Below are 21452 nucleotides of genomic sequence, written 5' to 3'. Positions count from 1 at the left end.
TTATTTTAACTTTTTACTAATTCTGTTGAGAATAATTCAGCATCTAAATAAAATTTTAACAATATAGTGTCTGGGAGTATTTGATTTCTAACGTTTTCGTTGCGTATGACCCTTTTTTGACCTAAGATTTCTCGGTGACCATAAAATTTTCTAAGATCTCCAATTTTAGAGACTTTTGGTAAGAACTTTACTACATCATCATCTAAAATTTCTTCATACTGAACAGCAATATCCACGTTTTTTTCATTTAAAATGACATTGCGGATAACGATATCATAGAAAAGTTTTTCATTTTCAGGTATTGAAAAGTAAGCATCATACCCTTCACCTAAATTATCTGCTGTACTGATATAATGAGCAGATGATACTAAGGCATAAAAAATAAGTTTTCGGGTTATTTCGCGATCATAATCATCAGGATGATGCCCAGCTTCAAAAAGGATGACAGGAACATCTCTATTCGCCAACGTATCACCAACACAATTGATATTAAACCCATCATCATACCTACCCACTTGATCTGGAATTACAGTTTGTAAAATGGTATTCATTTCAAGAATAATATCCATTGCAATTTTTCTGCTATCCGTAAGCCCACGGTCAGCATTAGCAGCAGGGGACAAAAAGGAAACGATAGCAGACTTACGTTTAGAACCTGCACTAAAAATGGTGCGTTGGCCATGTAGATTAAAAGCAACATCTGGATGTATAGCACGTAGTTCCTTATCTAAGATAACACTTTCCCTTTGGGTGCGTTGCTGAGCATCGCGATTGAGGTCTACCTTATTTGCATTAAGCCGTGTATACGCATTAGCACCATCTGGATTAAGCATTGGAATAATATGTAGTGTGCAGGTTTCCAGTATCTTGTTTACAAATGTATACTTTGATTGCGTCAACATGTTTATAAAATCAAAGACAGCCTTAGTCGTAGTACTTTCATTGCCGTGCATCTGCGACCAATACACCAATTGGATGCTCCCTGATCCTAAAGAAAGTTTGTATATGGGCTGATCTTTCTCTGAATGACCAATGATTTTGATGGACAGTCTATTCCGTAACCTATCAATTAAGGGTTGTATATGATTAGAAGAGATATATCGTCCGTGTAAAGAAGCTTCCTTATGCCTTAGATACAAAGAATGTAATTGTTGTGGATCCATAACTGTGTTTATACTTCAAAAATACTATAGTTTTGGAAGATTTATACCTGTATGTAGGTAGAATTTTTAAGATTACAAATGTAAACCTAAGTTAGATTTACAACTGTAAACAATAATTGTTTACAAAAGTAACAGACTAAATTCAGGGTGTATGTTTACAACTGTAAATACGTATTCAGTATAAAAAACGATAACTCTTATGATAAATGCCATTTTAATTTATAGCTTAATATTTTTAGAGTAATACACTATTTTTCAGTTGTTTAATGCGTTTTTAATGAATATTAACTTTAATACACGTTTTTTAGTAGAATTACTTTTTACATATGTAAACAAATAGTTCAGCGATAATTGTTTACCTTTGTAACACACTCAATAGTTTTAAACTGTTTACAATGGTCAACACTAAAGATTTTGGAAAACGTATTGAAAAAATAATGGATCACTATACCATATCTGCTTCTGCGTTTGCCGACGCTATGGGTGTAGGGAGGTCCTCTATATCACATATTCTATCAGGTAGAAACAAACCAAGTTTAGACTTTGTTATGCGCATCGTTGAAGCATATCCTGAAGTCAGTCTGCATTGGTTGTTGTATAACGAAGGAAGCTTTCCTCCTGCATCAAATCAATCAAACGATACGACTGCCAAGGAGGTAATCAAAACTTCTACTACTCCAGCTAAGAACAATTTACAAGAACCACAACAAGCATCAGACTTGTTTAGTGGTTCTAACGAGGAAGAGAACGTTTTTTCTACCTCTGGTCCTAAACCTAAGGAACAACTCAACGTACCCGTAGACAATACTACCTTTACGGATCAGGCTATTGAAAAAATTGTATTGTTTTATAAAAACGGAACCTTTAAATCGTATGCGCCACTGTAAATGAAACGGTCGAAATGTATCGTATTCTGATAAATAACTTTAATTTTGCAACCTACACCCATAAAATTACAATTACGTGAAGGTTTTATATCCGCTTATTTTAATTATCTCTACACTGCTTGTCATAAGTTGTACCTCTGCAGAACGAAATTGTACTGATTTTCATACTGGAACCTTTGAATTTGAAGCGCTAATTGATGGAGAACTTGCTAAGACTACATTTGTACGAAATGACACCTTAGAAATCGATTATTTTCAGGGAAAGAGTGATACTTCCGCTATTCGATGGATTAATGATTGCGAGTATATCGTTAAGAAAATCAATCCAAAAAATATGGCTGAACAAAAAGCACTACATATGAAGATCTTAACTACCAATAAGAATACCTATACCTTCGAATATGGCTTAGTAGGATCTTCTAATAAACAACGCGGAACTGTTACCAAAGTAAAGTAACAGTTCTTTATTTTTATTAAACTTTCACTTTAGATATATATATTTAAATAATTAATAATCAAATAATTAAAAATAAAGTTAACTTCATTTTCATGATATGGATAACTATTTAACAGAAAGAAGTAACTCTTGCTGCGAGTTATGTAGCAAGCCTGAAGAGCTTATAGTCTATAACGTTCCGGAATCCCCAAATGTAGGTTTTGATGCCCAGATTGTTATTTGTAGCACTTGTGAAAAACAAATCAATAATCCAGAAAATTTAGATCCAAACCATTGGAGGTGCCTCAATGATTCTATGTGGAGCCAGGTACCCGGTGTACAGGTAACCGCATGGAGAATGCTACACAAACTTAAAGATGAAGGCTGGCCACAAGATTTATTGGATATGCTCTACCTAGATGAAGAAACATTGACCTGGGCTAAAGCCACAAACGATCATCAAGATGATAAGGATGCTATAAAGCACTTGGATACTAATGGAGCCCGCTTAACCGCAGGAGACAATGTGGTTTTAATTAAAGATCTTGATGTAAAGGGAACTAGCTTTGTTGCTAAAAGAGGAACCGCAGTACGAAATATTTCATTGGTATACGATAATGCTGAGCATATTGAAGGTAAAGTCAACGGACAGCAAATTGTAATCCTCACTAAATACGTCAAAAAATCCTAAGCACTGATTAGTTAACCCCTATTTAGTAGAAAATCGTATGACTTATCTATTTTCTGATCAGTTACCATAGCATATCAATAAACAAGCCCCTTTTTGAAAAGGGGCTTGTTTATTGTATAAATTATATAAATCTATTGAATTAGAATAAGCTGGTTTGTTCTCCGTCGCTATCCGCACCGCCAGATTTTGTGTCCAAAGTACCATCAGTATCGTCTTTGTCATTAGAAACGGTTTCTTCTTCAATTACCTCCATTTCTTCTGCTGGTGTTTCTTCTGCTTCTTCAAAAGGCAAAGGATCCAATAAATTCAATTGTTTTACTTTGTGGGTAGTTAGTTGATTTCCCTGGGCTTTAATTCCTTTGACCGCAATAAAATCTTCGATATCTATTTCTTCATTGGGTCTTTGATCTTTTCCTCTACTCTTAGAGAAAACGATTTCTGCCATTGGTTTATAATCGGTAGAAACAATTTCTAGATACGACTTTGGATGATCCGAAATAAAGTATTCTTCTTTTTCTGGGTTTTCAATTACAAAGCGTTTCACATAGTAGCGTTCCTTTTCTCCATCCCAATAGATAGCAGAAATGGGTTTGTTGGGTTTCCATTTTTCCAGAACAATCATATCGTCATCAAAATGAACAGTTAATTCTGGAACGATCGTTTTAATTAATCCTTTTTGGGTTATAATCAGCAGCCTATCCTCTCCCTTAAAGGCTCCAAGCAACTCTCCTCTACCATCGACATTTAATCGCTGCACTGTATCATCAAACCAAATTTTTCTAGGCTTTAAGGTAGAAACGCCTTGTTCTTTGAGTTCAACTTTTTTAATATTATACTTAGTAACCAAATTACCTTTTACACCTCTACCCTTAATTAGTAAGTCTGCAAAATCCAGATCAAACTTTAATTTTTTGATGCTTCCGGTTTGTCTTAGGAAAATTGTAACGACTTCCGCTTCACCGTTAGGATTCGCAGAAAAATAATGTACTTTAGAACCTTTCTTCCCTTTGGTTAGATCATACTCCTTATCTCTAGTCACTGAAGTAACTGCAAAGCGTTTTACATAAGACGGTCCGCCTCGACCATCTTGATAAATCATATTGTATATGGTTCGCTTGTCTTTTTTCTTAAAAATAGCAACGTGGATAATATTTTTACCAATAAACGTTTTACTATCCACTTTAGTAACCATCATCGTTCCATCCGCGGTAAAACATATAATATTATCGATATCACTACAATCCGTTACATATTCATCTTTGCGTAAAGAAGTACCTATGAAACCTTCTTCTCGATTAACATATAACTTGGTATTACGTATGACTACCTTTGTCGCCTCAATATCATCAAAGATCTTTATTTCGGTTTTTCGCTCTTTTCCTGCACCATAGGTGTCCTTCAATCTTTTGAAGTGTGCGATAGCGTAGTCAATAAGATGCTCAAGGTTGTGTTTTACCTTAGCAATACCGTCTTCTAAGGCTTCAATTTTTTGTTGCGCTTTATCAATATCAAATTTAGAGATACGCTTGATTCGAATCTCGGTTAAACGCACAATATCCTCTTCTGTTACTGCTCTTTTCAGATGTTTGATGTGTGGCTTTAATCCTTCATCAATAGCTTTTATAACACCCTCCCAGGTTTCTTCCTCCTCAATTTCGCGATAAATTCTATTTTCAATAAAAATCCGTTCTAAAGATGCAAAATGCCATTGTTCTTCGAGCTCATTGAGTTCTATCTCTAATTCTTGCTTCAATAATTCTACGGTATTGTCCGTAGAACGTCTTAACATTTCGGAAACACCAATAAAATTCGGTTTATTATCTTCAATTACACAGGCTAATGGAGAAATCGAAACTTCGCAATTGGTAAATGCATACAAGGCGTCAATGGTTTTGTCTGGTGAAATACCTGATGGCAAATGCACCAAAATTTCTACCTCGGCTGCGGTATTATCCTCAATTTTTTTAACTTTTATCTTTCCTTTATCATTTGCCTTAAGAATAGAGTCTATTAAAGTAGTAGTGGTTGTAGAAAAAGGAATTTCTGTAATCACTAAGGTATTTTTGTCGTATTGTGAAATTTTAGCACGCACCCGTGCTTTTCCGCCTCGGTTACCATCATTATAATTCGTAAAATCTGCAATACCAGCTGTTGGAAAGTCTGGAAACAATTTAAACCGCTTTCCCTGCAAATGCTTTATGGAGGCATCGATGAGTTCTATAAAATTGTGAGGTAAAATCTTGGTACTCAGACCTACTGCGATACCCTCAGCACCCTGAGCCAATAACAATGGAAATTTTACCGGAAGATTAATGGGTTCCTTTTTACGCCCATCATACGATAATTGCCAATCCGTTACTTTAGGGTTGTATACAACGTCCAAAGCAAATTTTGATAATCGAGCTTCAATATATCGTGCTGCCGCAGCTCCATCACCGGTTAAGATATTACCCCAGTTACCCTGCATATCAATCAGCAAGTCTTTTTGACCGATCTGTACCATCGCATCAGATATACTGGCATCACCGTGTGGATGGTATTGCATCGTATGACCAACGATGTTGGCTACTTTATTATAGCGACCATCATCTAAGTCTTTCATGGAATGCAGTATTCTACGTTGTACCGGTTTTAATCCATCTTCAATAGCAGGTACAGCACGTTCAAGAATTACGTATGATGCATAATCTAAAAACCAATCCTGATACATCCCAGAAACTTTGGTTATTTCTTCCTGTGGTTCATTTTGATTGGACTCGTTATTTTGTAATTCTTCGTTTTCGTTTTCCAAATCCATACGTAGTTATGGGGCTTTTGATTAAATAACTTAATATTATTTTACAGGATGTTGAATGCTTTTTTTATGATAATTCCTCTATGGTATCCAATTCTACTTTGAGGTTATCGATAATAAATTCCTGTCGTTGGGGTGTGTTTTTACCCATATAGAACGACAGCAATTCCTCTATACTTTTCTCTTTGTCCAGCATTACTGGATCTAAACGTATATCCTCTCCAATAAAATGCTTAAACTCATCAGGTGAGATCTCTCCTAACCCTTTAAACCTGGTAATTTCAGGTTTTCCCTTAAGCTTTTCGACAGCATCACGCTTTTCTTGCTCAGAATAACAGTAAATCGTTTCCTTTTTATTTCTTACCCTAAATAAAGGAGTTTGTAATATGTAGAGGTGACCTTCTTTTATCAATTCTGGAAAAAATTGAAGAAAAAAGGTTATTAGCAGTAATCTAATATGCATTCCATCGACATCAGCATCGGTGGCAATTACAATATTATTATACCGCAAGTCTTCCATTGACTCTTCAATATTAAGCGCTGCTTGCAAAAGATTGAATTCTTCATTTTCATACACAATCTTTTTGCTCATATTGTAGCTGTTCAGTGGCTTACCCCTAAGACTAAATACGGCTTGTGTATTAACATCTCTGGATTTTGTGATAGAACCACTAGCGGAATCCCCCTCAGTAATGAATAACGTACTTTCTAGGTTTCGCTCTTTTTTGCTATCGGTTAAGTGTACCCGACAATCTCGAAGCTTTTTATTGTGCAAACTCGCTTTTTTAGCACGTTCTTTTGCCAATTTTCGAATACCGGATAACTCTTTTCGTTCCCGCTCCGCTTGTAATATTTTACGCTGTAATTTTTCGGCGGTTTCTGTGTTTTTATGTAAATAATTATCGAGTGCTGTTTTTACAAAATCGTTGATATAGGTACGTACCGTTGGCAAATCACCGCCCATATCGGTAGAACCTAATTTTGTCTTAGTTTGACTTTCAAAAACCGGTTCCATTACCTTGATACTAATGGCAGAAACGATAGACTTTCGGATATCGCTTGCTTCATAGTTTTTATTGAAATGTTCCCGTACCGTTTTTACCACGGCTTCTCTAAAAGCAGACTGATGGGTACCTCCTTGCGTGGTATGTTGCCCATTAACAAAGGAATGATACTCCTCACTGTATTGTGTTTTACTATGCGTAATAGCTACTTCAATATCATCACCTCTTAGGTGAATAATTTCATATAACCGATCATCCTCATTGATACTTTCTGCAAGTAGATCTTTTAAACCATTCTCTGAGTAGTATTTTTCGCCATTAAAAATTATGGTCAATCCTGGATTGAGATACACATAATTTTTAAGCATCTTCTCTACATACTCGTTTCTATATTTATAGTTTTTAAATATCGTATCATCCGGTATAAAAGAAACTTTTGTTCCTTTTCTTCGCGATGTTTCATCAAGTATTTCTTCGTTGGTAAGATTACCGGTTTCAAATTCTGCTGAGGCAGATTTTCCATCTCTAGTTGACTCTACCCTAAAAAATGTAGATAACGCATTAACCGCTTTGGTTCCTACACCATTTAGTCCTACTGATTTTTTAAAAGCCCGGGTATCATATTTACCCCCGGTATTCATTTTAGACACTACATCTACCACTTTCCCTAATGGAATCCCACGACCATAATCTCTAACAATTACTTTATTGCCCTGTATAGAAATCTCAATAGTTTTTCCTGCTCCCATGACAAATTCGTCAATGGAGTTGTCTAAGACTTCTTTTAGTAAAATATAGATTCCATCATCCGGAGAAGAACCATCTCCTAACTTACCGATATACATCCCGGGACGCATACGAATATGCTCTTTCCAATCTAGGGACCGTATATTATCCTCTGTATATTTTGTTTCTTGACTCATAAAAATTTGGGTAGAATGCTGGCTAATATAAGGCTATAGCCACACATTTGAAACCTCTGTAGTGTAAATTAATTAACAATTATCAGTTTATCTTTGTTGATTACATTGTATTACTTACCCTAACTTAAAAATCCATAGTTTTGTTATTTGCATATAGTTTTTAATGCTATGATAAGATACATTTTTCTTACTTCTTTATTATCTTTTGTTTTGCTTTACACCTCTTGCAGTTCAAAAAATAATAATAAATTACGAATTACGGCTGCGGCCAGTACTCAGTTTGTTCTCGATGAGTTGGTCGAGGAATTTACTAAAGAAACTGGGGTACCTTGTGAGGTTATATTAGGATCATCCGGAAAATTATTTGCTAAAATAAAAGAAAACGCTCCTTATGATATCTTTGTCTCTGCTGATACCATATACCCTAATCAACTATACAGCTTAGGGTTAACAGAAGAAAAGCCCGTATTCTACGCCCAGGGAAAACTTGTGCTTTGGACGCTGCGAGATGACGTATTCATAGAGGATTTTACGGTTACTGACCAAAACATCAGTACCTTAGCAATTTCTAATCCCAGACATACGCCCTACGGCAAAGCAGCTTGGCAAGCCTTAAAAAATATGACCGTTTTTGACAGTATAATATCTAAAGTGATCATAGCTGAAAGCATATCGCAAGTCAATCATTTTGTGTATTCTAATACTGTTACTGTCGGAGTCACCTCTAAATCAACTGTTTTAAGCCCCGAAATGAAAACTGTCGGACGCTGGAAGGAAATACCCCAAAAATACTATGATACAATTAACCAAAGCCTGGTTATTTTAAAAAATACTACCCATAAATCCGAAGCACAGTTATTTAGCAATTTTATGGTTTCTGATCGAGCCAAAGAAATACTTAGTACATTTGGATATCTAACACTTTCAAAAAAATAAGTTATGGATTGGGGACCAATACTTCTTTCGTTTAAATTGGCTGCTGTTACCACAGCTATTTTATTCGTTATTTCATTACCTATATCCTATTGGTTGGCCTACACCAAATCAAAATTAAAACCATTTATTGAGACCTTTATAAGCTTACCCCTGGTGTTACCTCCTACCGTTTTGGGTTTTTACCTTCTTATTTCATTAGGCCCCTCGAGTAGTATCGGTAAATTTATAAATTCGTTTTTTGATCTTCAATTGGTGTTTAGTTTTGAAGGATTGGTATTTGCGTCAATACTATATAGTTTACCGTTTATGGTACAACCTATTCAGTCTGGATTATCGAATTTACCAGCAAACCTTAAAGAAGCCTCTTATTCGCTTGGAAAAACAAGAATTCAAACCTTATTTAGAGTCCTTTTGCCGAATAGCAAAACTGCCTTACTTAGCGGAATTGTGTTATCTTTTGCGCATACCCTGGGAGAATTTGGAGTTGTTTTGATGATTGGAGGCAATATACCAGATGAAACGAGAGTCGCTTCCATCGCTATATATGAAGAAGTAGAAGCCTTATCGTATGATAGCGCTAATCACTATTCTTTAATCCTACTGGTGATAACTTTTTTATTATTATTACTTGTGTACAGCAGTAATTCCAAGATATTTAGAAAAACTATGTTATGAGTCAGATTAAACTTCATAAAAAGTTATCCGGACCTAAAGGGGAAATGTTGCTTGACGTTGATTTTACATTAAGTAAAGGAAAGATTACAGCTTTATATGGCCCATCCGGGGCAGGGAAAACTTCAATTGCCAAGATGATTGGTGGCTTTATGAAACCGGATCAAGGACTTATTACTATTGATAATACTATTTGGTATGATTCGCAACACAATATTTTTAAAAAACCACAAGATAGAACTGTTGGGTTTGTTTTTCAGGATTATGCGTTATTCCCTAATATGAGCATTCGACAAAATCTAATCTATGCGTTACCAAATAAGACTTCACTTCCTTGGGTTTCAAAAATACTTGATGTTATGGAACTGTCTAAAATTGAAGGTGAGCGACCAGAAAAATTATCTGGTGGTCAAAAACAAAGGGTAGCCTTAGCCAGAGCATTGGTACAACAACCTAGTCTATTGGTATTAGATGAACCTTTATCTTCTTTAGATGCACAACTTAAAAGTAAGATACAGACTTATCTTAAAAACTATAGCGAAGAGCGAAAGCTGACTACACTTTTAATTAGCCACGATAGGGACGAAATTGAATCACTTTCAGATTACATCTACACCATAAAAGAGGGTAAGATTGTGCATCAAGGAAAACCTGAAATCAATACTAATACTTTAAACAACAAGCTTCAACTACAAGGAAAGGTAGTTCGAATTGAAAAAAACGAAAACCACCAAAAAGTAGTACTTGACATAGCAGGCCAAACAATTACCATTGAAGTCAATTTGGACATTCAAATTTCGTTAAACGAAACTTTTTACTTAAATAGAGATGTTTGCTAATAACTCTGATACGTAAATGGTGTAATTTCAAAATGTTTAAGCAGTGTTCCATCTGGATAAATTACATCCACATCATATTTCAACTTATGATCTCCACGTGGTAGATTAAGAATAGCAAAGGGCAAAAAAACCGTTGCATCTTTATAAACGGTATTCTTATATTTTGGTTTTAACTTTTTGTACAACGATAATTGACCTGAAGCATTTCTATAGCCGTATTTTTCCGTTTTTACAAAGGTACCATCTTCATTCATAAGACGAACTATCATACGTAGTTCTTTACCTTCAAGGTCATAAAGATTAAATTTAGCATGAAACCTTATACCTTTTTCTCCGCTGTTATTCGTTACATTTTTTTCGATCCAGGTATCTGAAAATTTAGCCCTGCCTTTTTTCTCGTTATAAGTATTGCTATCAACGGAATCGCTGAGCACATCAAGATAGTAATTATCATCCTTTAGTATAATATCATAAAAATTCCAACACCCTGTTTCGCAACCTAATTCAGTTAACGAATAAATATCTTTGGCTTTAGGCAATTTATCAAAAAATAATTTTACTACTTTTCTGTCCCCTGCATTTAAGCGAATAGTACCATAACCACCACTGTTAGGGCCGGTCCATCCTACTTGATTTTTTAACGCATAGCGATTACCTCGCCGATCACTTAATACATACGGAGATTTGCCCGTTGGTGGATGTAGCGTTGCGTTAATAGCAGTGGTTGGTCTAAATTCTAGTGAAATTTCTGTCCAAGATCCTAAATTCTGAACATCGATAATTTTAACGTAATCAGATGTTGGGTTAACAACTTTAATTTTATCACTTTGCGCCTTAGCTGTTAAAAAAAACATCAAAAAAAGAGGTAGAATGTACTTATAGATCATAGGCTTAGCATTTTAGAATTATAAATATACTAAAAAAACACAAACTATGCTTTTACCATAATGCTAAGCAGTTATAGTTGTAAATATAATTTGTGCTTTTAACAATTATGACAAAAGAGTAGGAAAGACTTAATAATGCGATGTTTACATATGCCCATAAATTTTAATGAATTGCATTAAAAAAACAGAGTGTACCTACATACACTCTGCTTCATCACTTTTTACTTTTAAGTCTTTCTACTCTTTCTTTCTGAAATTCTTTTGCTTTTTTTCTAGCTGCTAATTCTTTTGTAAACTTTGTCCCATCGGCGTGCATGTCTGCCAAAATAACATCTTCATTTGCTTGTTTCTTATGCATAATTTTTTATTTTAATATACTAAAAAACACACAAACGTTCAGTTAAAAGCTAGTTAAGGAAAAGGTATAAATACGTTAACCTTTAAGCCATGTTTTTCTTAAAGCAACCTGCTGTTGAGAGGCATCTTCTTGTTCTTTAATTCTCTTTCCTTGAGTATAAGACGTAGCGACTTTTGTTTTAATAATCACTTCTTCTCCTGCCCTATTCAGTTTAACTTCTATATCATCACCTATTTGCCATTGAAATGTAGCCCCCAATACGGCGTTTGCATTTGCCATGGTAAGTTCGGTTCCATTTACTTCAACAATTTCATCATTTGGTTGTACGCCATTTTCTGCCCAGAAGCTATTTTCACTTACCAGATCGTTAAAATAAATAGTACCTTTCTCTTGATTACCAGATACTATAAAAGCACCTGCATTTCTTACATAGTCTGTAGCTACCTTATCTTCTCCAATAGTTAGACCAACCTTATCAAAAAAGACATTATAGTCAATAGGAGTAGTTCCTTGAACGTGGGTTTTCAAAAAGTCACCCACAACAGGGTATGTCATTGCAGTAATCTCTTCAATAATTTTATCATCTTCAAAAGGCTTATTCTTTCCATAATTAGTAGACAATTCTTTCATCAAAGAAAGTATACCGCGTTGTCCATTACTTTGCTCTCTAAGCAAAATATCTATACACATTCCGATCAAAGCACCTTTTTGATATACATTGGCGTAGTTTCTTGCATAGGGTTGTTCCAATATATTTTGACTCATTACCGTAAAGCTCATAGCGTCATCATAACTTTTAGAAGCCTGAATTTTTTCCATGATTTTATCGTAGAATTCTTGTTTTTCAACTAATGCTTGATCTACTTGAAATAAGGTAGCAAAATACTCAGTTACACCTTCATACATCCATAAATGTTTAGAGAATGTAGGATCATTATAATCGAAATAATGAACATCTTCAGAATGAACACTTAAAGGCGTTACAATATGGAAAAACTCATGAGAAACCACATCAATCATGGAACTAGCTAATGCTTCGTCTGGCATTTGCTCGGGTAAAACAACCACCGTAGAGGTATGGTGCTCTAAAGCCCCAAATCCACTCGGAGCATTTTCTGCTGCTGGTGCCAGGTACAAATAAATATCATAACGTGGTGTACTATCAATATCTCCAAGGTATTGTTTCTGCGCTTTCATCATCTTGTACACAGTTTCCTTAATTTTTGCTGCAGAATGAACCCCGTTTGGTGAATAAACACTTAATACTATTTTTATATCACCCACCTCAAATTCTTCAATATCTAAATCTCCATACATCATTGGATTATCCGTAATTTCGAAGTATCTCGATGCAAAATAACTGTCAATTCGGATAGAACCATCTTCGGTCTGTTCTGTCTTAGAAAGTGGTAATGCTGATGCACTTTTCATTGCCGCTGGAGCAGTAACCTGAAGTGTGTATTGATTATTTTTGAGTACATCAAAATAACCAATAAACCCGTGGAGGTTTAATACAAAGTTAGTTTCCTCAATATTTGTACCCGAAGGTGAAAAAGGATCACCGTTATTTTCGGCTTCAACATCAAAGGTGTCATTCACCAAATATTGAATCTTATCCAATTTGGTAGCATTAGTAAACTGCCAGGCATTATCATCTAATTTGTTTACAGCAACGGTGTTTCCTTCATAGTCTAATCCTTTTAAGTTTTCTACGTACTTACCAAAATCACTTACTGCATACGTACCTTGAACTACCTTAGGCAAGTAAAAGGTAACTGTATCTTTAGAAAACCTAGCAGGATCAATAGTAACCGGCACTTTATCAGTAGCAGCCTCCGTTAGGTCAATAGCGGTTTCTATTGGTGCATTTATGGCTAAATCATTTGTAATATTCTTAGTTCCACAGGACACTAATAGTAATCCCATCGAAATGGTAGCAATTATTTTTTTCACAAGTTTTTATATTATTAATTAATGGTTTTCCCCTTGTTTTTTTACAAAACAACTTAGTTTAGTAGACGTCGTATTAAGGAAAATGTTACATTTTTATCACAAAATACTATAAAGTTTAAAGCCGATTCTAATATTTTTGAACAAAAAAATGGAACTTACCCTAGACGGTACCCACTATTTTTATAAGGTATACGGTTCACCAATTACAAGAGAACAACCTACAATTTTGTTTTTGCACGATTCTTTAGGATGCACCGCGTTATGGCGTGATTTTCCGAAGCAAATAGCTGAAACAACAGGATTAAGCTGTATTTCTTTTGACCGACAAGGTTATGGCAAGTCATCACCCTTTAGGATTAAAAAAAGAAAAATAACCTATCTTGAAGAAGAAGCTCATACCTTACTTAAAATTATCCAAGGGTTACATCTAGATAGCGTAATTTTGTTTGGGCATAGTGATGGAGGTTCTATAGCTTTACTAACCGCAGCACTATTTCCTGAACAAGTAAAAGCTGTTATTACTGAAGGGGCACACGTGTTTGTAGAAGAAATAACGCTTCAAGGCATACGAGATGCTGTGGATTTATATCAAACTACAGATCTAAAACAACGGTTAACTAAATATCATGGTGAAAAAACTGAGAAGGTATTTAAGCTATGGACAGAAACTTGGTTAGACCCTAGCTTTTCTAATTGGAATATAGAAAAATACCTCAACGCTATTCTTTGCCCCTCGCTTATCATTCAAGGAAAACAAGATGAATATGGTTCTTTGGCTCAGGTAGATAGTATCACCACTCAAACATCCGGAGAATCTCAATCACTTATCATACCAGATGTAGGTCATACACCACATAAAGAAGATCGTAAAACTGTTATAGCGGAAACTATTTCTTTTATAAAAAGACTAAGTTTTTAAATTCTTTTTAATAATTGTCTTAAGATCGTTTTTGTTAAGTGGCTTATTAATAAGGTCATTCATACCCAGCGCAATACATTCATCTTTCACTTCACTAATTTCCGCTGCAGTCAAAGCGATTATTGGAGTGGTTTTGTCAAACTCTCGTATTCGTTTGGTAGCTTCTCTACCATCCACATAAGGCATATTTAAATCCATAAGAATGAGATCAAAATCTTCTTTTTTAACAAGCTGTATTGCGTTAAATCCATTTTCGACAATGGTACAATCATAACCTATTAAATTCAGTAAGTTTTTGGTAACAATCTGATTGATTTTGTTGTCTTCAGCAACTAATATTTTATGATAAGACTTACTATTGTCATTCTCATCATTTTTTAGATTGCTTTCTTCTATTTCATTGATAACCTCCAAAGTAAGGTCAAAATAAAACTTGGTGCCCTTCCCTTCTTCACTTTCTAAATAGATTTGGCTATCCATATTGGCCAAGATATTTTTAACTATGGATAAGCCCAGCCCAGTACCCTCAACCTTATTAGATTCGCGATCCAATTGTGAAAATTTTTCAAAAATAAATTCTTTTTTATTCTCTGGTATACCTAATCCATTATCCTCTACTTCATACCTAATGGTTAGGCTTTCATTGGTTTGATCTAGCACCTTTATCCGTAACCAGATATTACCATTTTCAGTAAATTTCGAAGAATTACCAATTAGGTTTACCAGTACTTCTGATAACCCTAATGAATCTACACTCACCGTTTCAGGTAAATCCTTTGGAGCATCTAAATTAAGCTGATTATTTTTGCTTTTAGCTTGGTATTCAAAAGAATTCAATAAGTTTTGCGAAAGCTTATACAAATTCGTTGGTGTCTTTATTTGCTCTGGTTCTTGTGATTCTATTTTACTAATTCTCAATACATTATTGATCAAATTCAATAAATAGTCCCCAGAAAACTTCAAAGATCCCAATAACTTTTTATGCTTCGGCAGTATTTCTTGATCTTCTAATAACAAAGACGAAATCCCTATAACCCCATATAATGGAGTTCTTAGTTCGTGACTAATGGTCGATACGAATTGAGATTTAGCCTGGGCCAGTTTTTCTGCTTCGAGCTTAGCCTCTACAAGTTGTTCATTCTTTGTTTTAAGGGCATTATTCAATTTTTCCTTAATTCGATATTCGCGGTAAACAAAAACGATAATACCAAGCAAGGTTATTAAGCCAACAATAGATATGATATTAATAATTTTATTATTACGCGTTATACCTTCTTGGTACTCTTTTTCAGCTTTGGCTACATTAAGCTGTCGTTCATATTCATCTACTCCAAAGCTTATTTTGGCTACCTCTATTTGTTTTAATTTTTCTTTATCGTATAATTTATCCTTATAGTTCTGATACGCCTGTAAATCATAATAGGCACTATCCATTTTTCCAATTTTTTGGAATAACTCCGCTCTGGATTCAAATACGTAGGATAGATCAGCCAAAATATCGTGCTGCTTTGCCGTCTCCAAACAGTCATTAAATTTATTTTTGGCAATGTCTAATTCTCCTTTTTGAAAGTGATATCTTCCTTGCAAATACATTACCTCACAGTACCCACGAAGATCTCTGGTTTTTGTGACTAATTGTTCCGCTTCCAGCAAATAGGGATAGGCCTTATCCGGTTCTTTAATATCAATATACGTCCAGGCCAAATTAATTACTGGGGTCATATATTCCTCATCCATTTCAAGGATTTTTCCGAGGTCTTTAGCTTTATTGTAAAATACTAACGAAGTCTCTAAATTATTGTACCCATCGGAGTATACACTACCTAGACCATTATAACTCCAAAGCATAAGCACGGAGTCTTTTGCTTTTGTAGCATATTCCAAAGCGTTTCGATAACTTTTTTCGGCACTCTTATGGTCAACAAGTACACTGTAATTATAACCCATCATATAATAGGCGTGCCCTTTGTAATAATCGTTGTCTAATTTATGAGCATAATTAGCAGCTTTGATGGCGTATTCTAATGATTCTTTGATTTTAAATTCAAAAGTCAAGTCATTAGAAATATCAATTAACTCTTGAATACTATCAATAACTACCCTTTTAGGTTCTTGACCAATGGCATTAAATGACACAAGAAAAATTAAACTTAAGTAGATATATTTCTTTCCCAAAATGAACTTTATTTAGCAAGTAAACTCATTTTATAAACACGTCATTAAAAAAAGGGAAAAGCAATGACAAAACAATCTATTTACCTGTATTAAAACCTTAAAATACTAAAAATTTAGGTAATTAATCGTCTTATACGCAAGAGTAATAGAAAAGTACTGAAAATCAAAAAATTACTCTACTATATTGACTCCAATAAGTTTATCTAAAAGTAATAATATTATCGCAATTACACATTGAATAAAAAATGCATTACATCACCATCTTTAACAATATAATTTTTACCCTCAACACCTAGTTTACCAGCTTCTCTAACTTTGGACTCACTACCGTAGTCTAAGAAATCCTGATATTTTATAACCTCTGCACGGATAAAGCCTTTTTCGAAATCGGTATGGATCACTCCTGCTGCCTCTGGGGCTGTTGCGCCAATATTTACGGTCCAAGCACGAACCTCTTTTTTACCAGCTGTAAAATAGGTTTGTTGATTTAATAACTTATATGCTGCTCTAATAAGTACTGAAGAACCCGGTTCCTCTAGCCCCATATCCTGAAGAAACATTTCTCTTTCTTCATAATCTTCAAGTTCCGCAATATCGGCTTCGGTAGCTACGGCTAGGGTGATAACTTCTGCATTTTCATTAGCTACGTTTTCCTTTACTTTCTCCACTAAGGCATTACCCTGAACTGCTGACCCCTCATCTACATTACATACGTATAAAACTGGCTTATCCGTGATGAGTTGCAGTGGCTGAACATATGTTTCTCTATCATCTTCTGACACTTCTATAGCCCGCACAGATATACCGCTTTCCAAACCTTCCTTAAGCTTCAACAATACAGACTCTTCCTTTTGAGCCTCTTTGTTACCAGTCTTTGCTGCACGCTTTACTTTATCGAGTTTTTTCTCAATACTTTCTAAGTCTTTTAGTTGCAATTCGATGTCTATTGTTTCTTTATCACGTATAGGATCTACAGAACCGTCTACGTGTACTATATTATCATTTTCAAAACATCGCAATACGTGTATAATAGCATCTGTTTCTCTGATATTACCAAGAAATTGGTTTCCAAGACCTTCTCCTTTACTTGCTCCTTTAACTAATCCAGCAATATCCACTATTTCCACCGTTGCAGGGATCACACGTTCAGGGTCTACAAGCTCCTCTAATTTTTTAAGTCTTGGATCAGGTACATTTACTACACCAACATTAGGCTCTATCGTACAAAAAGGAAAATTAGCACTCTGAGCTTTAGCATTAGACAAACAATTAAAAAGTGTTGATTTCCCCACATTTGGCAACCCTACAATTCCTGCTTTCATAGTTAAGTTTTATATACTTAGAATTTTAAAGTCTGCAAAGATAATGCTATTGATGAATTGATTACAAAAATTAGCTAAAAAATACTGATGAAGCTTGTTATAATTTGCTACTTGAACTTTTTTTGTAATTTCACAACTATGTTTAATAATAAATAAAATTACATGCAGACCTCAAAAATTATTGGACTACTACTTTTAATAACACCTTCTTTGCTATGGGCTCAAGAAACTGAAAGTGATAAAACAGAAAATATATCTCAAGAAACCATTACTAAGATAATTAGAATTAAAGGACCTAACGGAGAAGAAAAGGTTATCAAACAAGAACAAAAAATAACCAAGAAGAGCTCAATTCAACTAAATCCTGATGACTCAACCCAAACCAACCAAGATGCTATGTATACGGATGCTATTGTAGAAGTATCGTCTGGGTCGTTATCTAATGCTCAAGAATTTTCTATGGTCCCAGATGGTAACGGTTATCTTATTGTATACATAGAAGATGGTATAAAAAAAATAGGCAAAGCAAGACCGCTTAACGAAAAATATTACATTGTACATTTTGAAGAAAAGGATAATAAATTGGGGCATTTTGATACAGAAAACCACTTTGTCATACAGGAATACGATGCTGAAAAGGATGAAATTGCAACAAAAAGATTTGAAGTAAATTGATTATTTCAAGAACGTTCAAGTGTAAAGACTGTAAATAAAAGTTTGGTAGATTTTCAAAAAAAGATGGCACAGCTATGCTATTCTTTACATCTCGTTAAAGATAATTACCGATTATATAAAACTTTAAACATATTTAAAAACCATAAATCTTTTAAATATCTTTAAGGACAATTACCAACTTAATAAACATTACATGAAAAACTTCACACTCATTACTTTTATTTTACTAAGCTTTGTTGGGTTTAGTCAACAAATCATTACAGGAAAAGTCACCGATCCCTCCGGGCAACCCATCCCGTATGTTAATATTATTGAAAAGAGTTCCACAACAGGAACTACTACAGATGAAGAAGGGAACTATAGTATAGCTGTTGACAAAGGTGCTACATTAGTTTTCAGTTTCATCGGGTTTGAAACACAAGAAATTTTGGTTAACGATCAAACCGAAATAAACGTAACTCTTGCAGAGGGGGAGGCTTTAAGTACCATAGTGGTTGTTGGATCTAGAAGCCCAAATCGTACTGCAACCGATACCCCGGTAGCCATTGACATTATCGATATGCAAGATGTGATTACCAAAAGTGGTAAGATAGAAGTTAACCAGCTACTCCAATACACGGCTCCTTCTTTTAATGCTACCAAACAATCAGGGTCTGACGGTGCAGACCATATCGATCCAGCAACGCTTCGAGGTTTAGGACCTGATCAAACCTTAGTGCTTATTAACGGAAAAAGAAGACACACTTCTTCGCTTATCAACATATTCGGTACAAGAGGTAGAGGAAATTCTGGAACAGATTTAAACGCAATCCCTGCCGCAGCAATTAAACGAATTGAAATCTTAAGAGATGGAGCAGCAGCCCAGTACGGATCTGATGCTATCGCAGGGGTTATCAATATTGTACTAAAGAATAATACCGGTGTTTTAAACGGTGGTGTGAGTTATGGCGCTTATAATACAAATGCCCAAGGGGATTTCCCTAATGGAACACCAAATACCGACGGTAATCGATTGGATACTAGTAGAGATGGTAATGTCATCGGAGAAGATCAAAACTTTGATGGCGGTTCTGTTAAAGTAGCAGCAAACTATGGTGTTGAAATCGGCTCCAACGGTTTTGCCAACTTTACTACAGAATATATTAGTAAAAATAAGACGTTACGACCTGGATACGATTTTAGAAGAGGATTTGGTGAGGCTGCGATTGATGGGTTCAATTTCTTTGCAAATTCTGTCATTCCAGTTACAACCAATACCGAAATATATGCCTTTGGAGGCAGGAATTTTAGGGATACTGATGCCTATGCTTTTACTCGAAACGGAGGGGAACGCGTGGTTACTGACATCTACCCTAATGGATTCACTCCAAGAATCACTTCAACTATTATTGACAATTCAATTTCTGCCGGTATCCGCACAGAAACTGAAAATGGTTGGAGAATTGACATCAATAACACTTGGGGAAAAAACAATTTTCATTACTTCATTAAAGGTACGCTCAACGCTTCATTAGAAGAAGTATCACCAACTGATTTTGATGCTGGTGGACACAGCCTTTCTCAGAATACCACGAGTATTGATTTTTCAAAATTCTATCCGAACACGATGGAAGGTTTAAATATCGCAGTGGGAGCAGAATACAGAACAGAAAATTTTATAATTTTTGCAGGCGAAGAAGGTTCCTATGCTACATATGACACGGAAGGTAGACCTATTATTGATCCCTCAACACAAACTCCACCAACTGATCCCGATTCTGGCAATTTAAGGCCCGGTGGTTCTCAAGGCTTCCCAGGTTATAGCCCAGATAATGAAGTGGATAGATCAAGAACGAATGTATCCTTATATACCGATGCAGAATTGGATATTACAGATAATTTTTTGATTGCTGCTGCTGCACGTTTTGAAAACTACAGTGATTTTGGAAGTACAATCAACGGAAAACTTGCCTTTAGAGTAAAAGCTACAGACGAATTTAATATAAGAGGTTCTGTTAGTACTGGATTTAGAGCACCTTCTTTGGCTCAAATCTATTACAATCTACGATTTACAGATTTTCAGGGTGGTGTTGCTACAGAAACTTTACTATCCGCCAATAATAGCCCAGTAACGGCTTCTTTTGGAATTGAACAGTTAAAAGAGGAAACCGCAGTAAATGCCTCCTTAGGCTTCACTGCAAACTTTAGCGATTTTACCTTAACACTAGATGGGTACTATATCGATGTAAAGGATCGTATTGTACTTACAGGTACCTTTGACGCTCCCCAAATTCCAAATGTTAATCAAGCTCAGTTCTTTGCAAATGGTGTAGACACCGAAACCCTTGGATTAGATATCATCTTTTCCTGGGAAAGTTCCTACAGCTTTGGAGACTTGTCTGCTACCCTTGCAGGTAACATTAACAATATGACCATCAAGGACATTAAAACAGATCTTGATGAAGATATCTTCTTTGGTAGAAGAGAAAAAGCTTTTTTATTAGCGTCAGCGCCAGACAGTAAATTCAACTTCAATACGAATTATAGCAGTGAAAAATTTAACGCAGGACTTGCGCTAAATTACTTCAGCGCTATTACTTTGGTAGATTTTGCAGATAATGATGATGAATATAGTGCTAAACTAACAACAGATCTTACAGTTGGATATCAACTCACTCCAACTACGAAGTTTTCTATTGGGGGGATAAATATTTTTAATGAATATCCAGATCAACAAAATGATGGAGAGACAGAAGCAGGTGGCTATTGGGATTCCGTACAAATGGGTTTCAGTGGAGCTTTCTATTACGCGCGATTAGATTTCAGCTTTTAAAAAATA

The 21452-nt window shown here is 35.1% G+C and carries 17 protein-coding genes; 9 read left to right on the top strand and 8 right to left on the bottom strand.

Going from position 1 to position 21452, the window contains the following annotated elements:
• Positions 1-5: 5 nt before the first annotated feature.
• Positions 6-1163 carry a M14 family zinc carboxypeptidase gene (locus EV197_RS10935; RefSeq protein WP_130286796.1) on the bottom strand — a complete coding sequence of 386 codons (1158 nt, stop codon included), beginning with the start codon at positions 1161-1163 and terminating at the stop codon, positions 6-8.
• 395 nt (positions 1164-1558) lie between these two features.
• Between EV197_RS10935 and EV197_RS10930 the strand changes: the two genes are divergently transcribed.
• The 3 genes from EV197_RS10930 (at position 1559) to EV197_RS10920 (ending at position 3177) form a co-directional block, all read left to right on the top strand.
• On the top strand, positions 1559-2050 hold the full coding sequence (locus EV197_RS10930) for a helix-turn-helix domain-containing protein (protein ID WP_130286795.1): 492 nt from the start codon (positions 1559-1561) through the stop codon (positions 2048-2050).
• Positions 2051-2126: 76 nt separating this feature from the next.
• Positions 2127-2507: a DNA topoisomerase IV gene (locus tag EV197_RS10925; RefSeq protein WP_207224205.1), complete on the top strand. Its 381-nt coding sequence runs from the start codon at positions 2127-2129 to the stop codon at positions 2505-2507.
• Between the two features lie 97 nt (positions 2508-2604).
• Positions 2605-3177, top strand: coding sequence for a PhnA domain-containing protein (locus EV197_RS10920; RefSeq protein ID WP_130286794.1), 573 nt, complete (start codon positions 2605-2607; stop codon positions 3175-3177).
• Positions 3178-3316: 139 nt separating this feature from the next.
• On the opposite strand, the gene EV197_RS10915 is transcribed toward EV197_RS10920, so the two are convergent.
• Both EV197_RS10915 and EV197_RS10910 read right to left on the bottom strand, forming a co-directional pair.
• On the bottom strand, positions 3317-5974 hold the full coding sequence (locus tag EV197_RS10915) for a DNA gyrase/topoisomerase IV subunit A (RefSeq protein WP_130286793.1): 2658 nt from the start codon (positions 5972-5974) through the stop codon (positions 3317-3319).
• A 64-nt stretch (positions 5975-6038) separates the two neighbouring features.
• A complete protein-coding gene (locus tag EV197_RS10910) occupies positions 6039-7898 on the bottom strand; it encodes a DNA topoisomerase IV subunit B (protein WP_130286792.1) in 1860 nt (619 codons plus the stop codon).
• A gap of 168 nt (positions 7899-8066) precedes the next feature.
• Between EV197_RS10910 and modA the strand changes: the two genes are divergently transcribed.
• The 3 genes from modA to EV197_RS10895 are packed head-to-tail and all read left to right on the top strand — an operon-like array spanning position 8067 to position 10345.
• Complete coding sequence (modA, locus tag EV197_RS10905; RefSeq protein WP_130286791.1) at positions 8067-8834, top strand: molybdate ABC transporter substrate-binding protein; 768 nt, start codon at positions 8067-8069, stop codon at positions 8832-8834.
• 3 nt (positions 8835-8837) lie between these two features.
• Entirely contained in the window at positions 8838-9509 is a 672-nt protein-coding gene (gene modB, locus EV197_RS10900) for a molybdate ABC transporter permease subunit (protein WP_130286790.1), read from the top strand.
• Positions 9506-10345 carry an ATP-binding cassette domain-containing protein gene (locus EV197_RS10895; RefSeq protein ID WP_130286789.1) on the top strand — a complete coding sequence of 280 codons (840 nt, stop codon included), beginning with the start codon at positions 9506-9508 and terminating at the stop codon, positions 10343-10345. Before modB ends, EV197_RS10895 begins: the two co-directional genes overlap by 4 nt.
• Here the strand turns inward: EV197_RS10895 and EV197_RS10890 are convergent.
• From EV197_RS10890 to EV197_RS10885, 3 genes are all read right to left on the bottom strand, one after another.
• A complete protein-coding gene (locus EV197_RS10890) occupies positions 10342-11199 on the bottom strand; it encodes a hypothetical protein (RefSeq protein ID WP_130286788.1) in 858 nt (285 codons plus the stop codon). The genes EV197_RS10895 and EV197_RS10890 overlap by 4 nt on opposite strands.
• A gap of 247 nt (positions 11200-11446) precedes the next feature.
• A complete protein-coding gene (locus tag EV197_RS17075; RefSeq protein ID WP_165389047.1) occupies positions 11447-11590 on the bottom strand; it encodes a hypothetical protein in 144 nt (47 codons plus the stop codon).
• A 75-nt stretch (positions 11591-11665) separates the two neighbouring features.
• Entirely contained in the window at positions 11666-13543 is a 1878-nt protein-coding gene (locus EV197_RS10885) for a M61 family metallopeptidase (protein ID WP_130286787.1), read from the bottom strand.
• 148 nt (positions 13544-13691) lie between these two features.
• Between EV197_RS10885 and EV197_RS10880 the strand changes: the two genes are divergently transcribed.
• Positions 13692-14462, top strand: coding sequence for an alpha/beta fold hydrolase (locus tag EV197_RS10880; protein ID WP_130286786.1), 771 nt, complete (start codon positions 13692-13694; stop codon positions 14460-14462).
• Here EV197_RS10880 and EV197_RS10875 read toward each other — a convergent pair.
• Together EV197_RS10875 and ychF are read right to left on the bottom strand one after the other, a co-directional pair.
• A complete protein-coding gene (locus EV197_RS10875) occupies positions 14451-16637 on the bottom strand; it encodes a tetratricopeptide repeat-containing hybrid sensor histidine kinase/response regulator (protein ID WP_130286785.1) in 2187 nt (728 codons plus the stop codon). The genes EV197_RS10880 and EV197_RS10875 overlap by 12 nt on opposite strands.
• Positions 16638-16864: 227 nt before the next feature.
• Complete coding sequence (ychF, locus tag EV197_RS10870; RefSeq protein WP_130286784.1) at positions 16865-17959, bottom strand: redox-regulated ATPase YchF; 1095 nt, start codon at positions 17957-17959, stop codon at positions 16865-16867.
• Between the two features lie 162 nt (positions 17960-18121).
• Between ychF and EV197_RS10865 the strand changes: the two genes are divergently transcribed.
• Both EV197_RS10865 and EV197_RS10860 read left to right on the top strand, forming a co-directional pair.
• Positions 18122-18634, top strand: a complete 513-nt coding sequence (locus tag EV197_RS10865) for a hypothetical protein (RefSeq protein WP_130286783.1) — start codon at positions 18122-18124, stop codon at positions 18632-18634.
• A gap of 193 nt (positions 18635-18827) precedes the next feature.
• A complete protein-coding gene (locus EV197_RS10860; protein ID WP_130286782.1) occupies positions 18828-21446 on the top strand; it encodes a TonB-dependent receptor in 2619 nt (872 codons plus the stop codon).
• The last annotated feature ends 6 nt before the right edge of the window (positions 21447-21452 follow it).

It is taken from the genome of Aquimarina brevivitae (assembly GCF_004216895.1).
Classification (GTDB): Bacteria; Bacteroidota; Bacteroidia; order Flavobacteriales; family Flavobacteriaceae; genus Aquimarina; species Aquimarina brevivitae.
The sequence above is the reverse complement of the archived record's forward strand: the minus strand, read 5'-3'. Positions and strand labels throughout refer to the sequence as shown.

Excerpts from the sequence above, each read along its gene's own strand:
- EV197_RS10920 (WP_130286794.1), top strand. The coding sequence starts at position 2,605 with ATGGATAACTATTTAACAGAAAGAAGTAACTCTTGCTGCGAGTTATGT.
- EV197_RS10895 (WP_130286789.1), top strand. The coding sequence starts at position 9,506 with ATGAGTCAGATTAAACTTCATAAAAAGTTATCCGGACCTAAAGGGGAA.
- modB (WP_130286790.1), top strand. The coding sequence starts at position 8,838 with ATGGATTGGGGACCAATACTTCTTTCGTTTAAATTGGCTGCTGTTACC.
- EV197_RS10910 (WP_130286792.1), bottom strand. The coding sequence starts at position 7,898 with ATGAGTCAAGAAACAAAATATACAGAGGATAATATACGGTCCCTAGAT.
- EV197_RS10860 (WP_130286782.1), top strand. The coding sequence starts at position 18,828 with ATGAAAAACTTCACACTCATTACTTTTATTTTACTAAGCTTTGTTGGG.
- modA (WP_130286791.1), top strand. The coding sequence starts at position 8,067 with ATGATAAGATACATTTTTCTTACTTCTTTATTATCTTTTGTTTTGCTT.
- EV197_RS10880 (WP_130286786.1), top strand. The coding sequence starts at position 13,692 with ATGGAACTTACCCTAGACGGTACCCACTATTTTTATAAGGTATACGGT.
- ychF (WP_130286784.1), bottom strand. The coding sequence starts at position 17,959 with ATGAAAGCAGGAATTGTAGGGTTGCCAAATGTGGGGAAATCAACACTT.
- EV197_RS10935 (WP_130286796.1), bottom strand. The coding sequence starts at position 1,163 with ATGGATCCACAACAATTACATTCTTTGTATCTAAGGCATAAGGAAGCT.
- EV197_RS17075 (WP_165389047.1), bottom strand. The coding sequence starts at position 11,590 with ATGCATAAGAAACAAGCAAATGAAGATGTTATTTTGGCAGACATGCAC.
- EV197_RS10890 (WP_130286788.1), bottom strand. The coding sequence starts at position 11,199 with ATGTTTTTTTTAACAGCTAAGGCGCAAAGTGATAAAATTAAAGTTGTT.
- EV197_RS10930 (WP_130286795.1), top strand. The coding sequence starts at position 1,559 with ATGGTCAACACTAAAGATTTTGGAAAACGTATTGAAAAAATAATGGAT.
- EV197_RS10915 (WP_130286793.1), bottom strand. The coding sequence starts at position 5,974 with ATGGATTTGGAAAACGAAAACGAAGAATTACAAAATAACGAGTCCAAT.
- EV197_RS10865 (WP_130286783.1), top strand. The coding sequence starts at position 18,122 with ATGCAGACCTCAAAAATTATTGGACTACTACTTTTAATAACACCTTCT.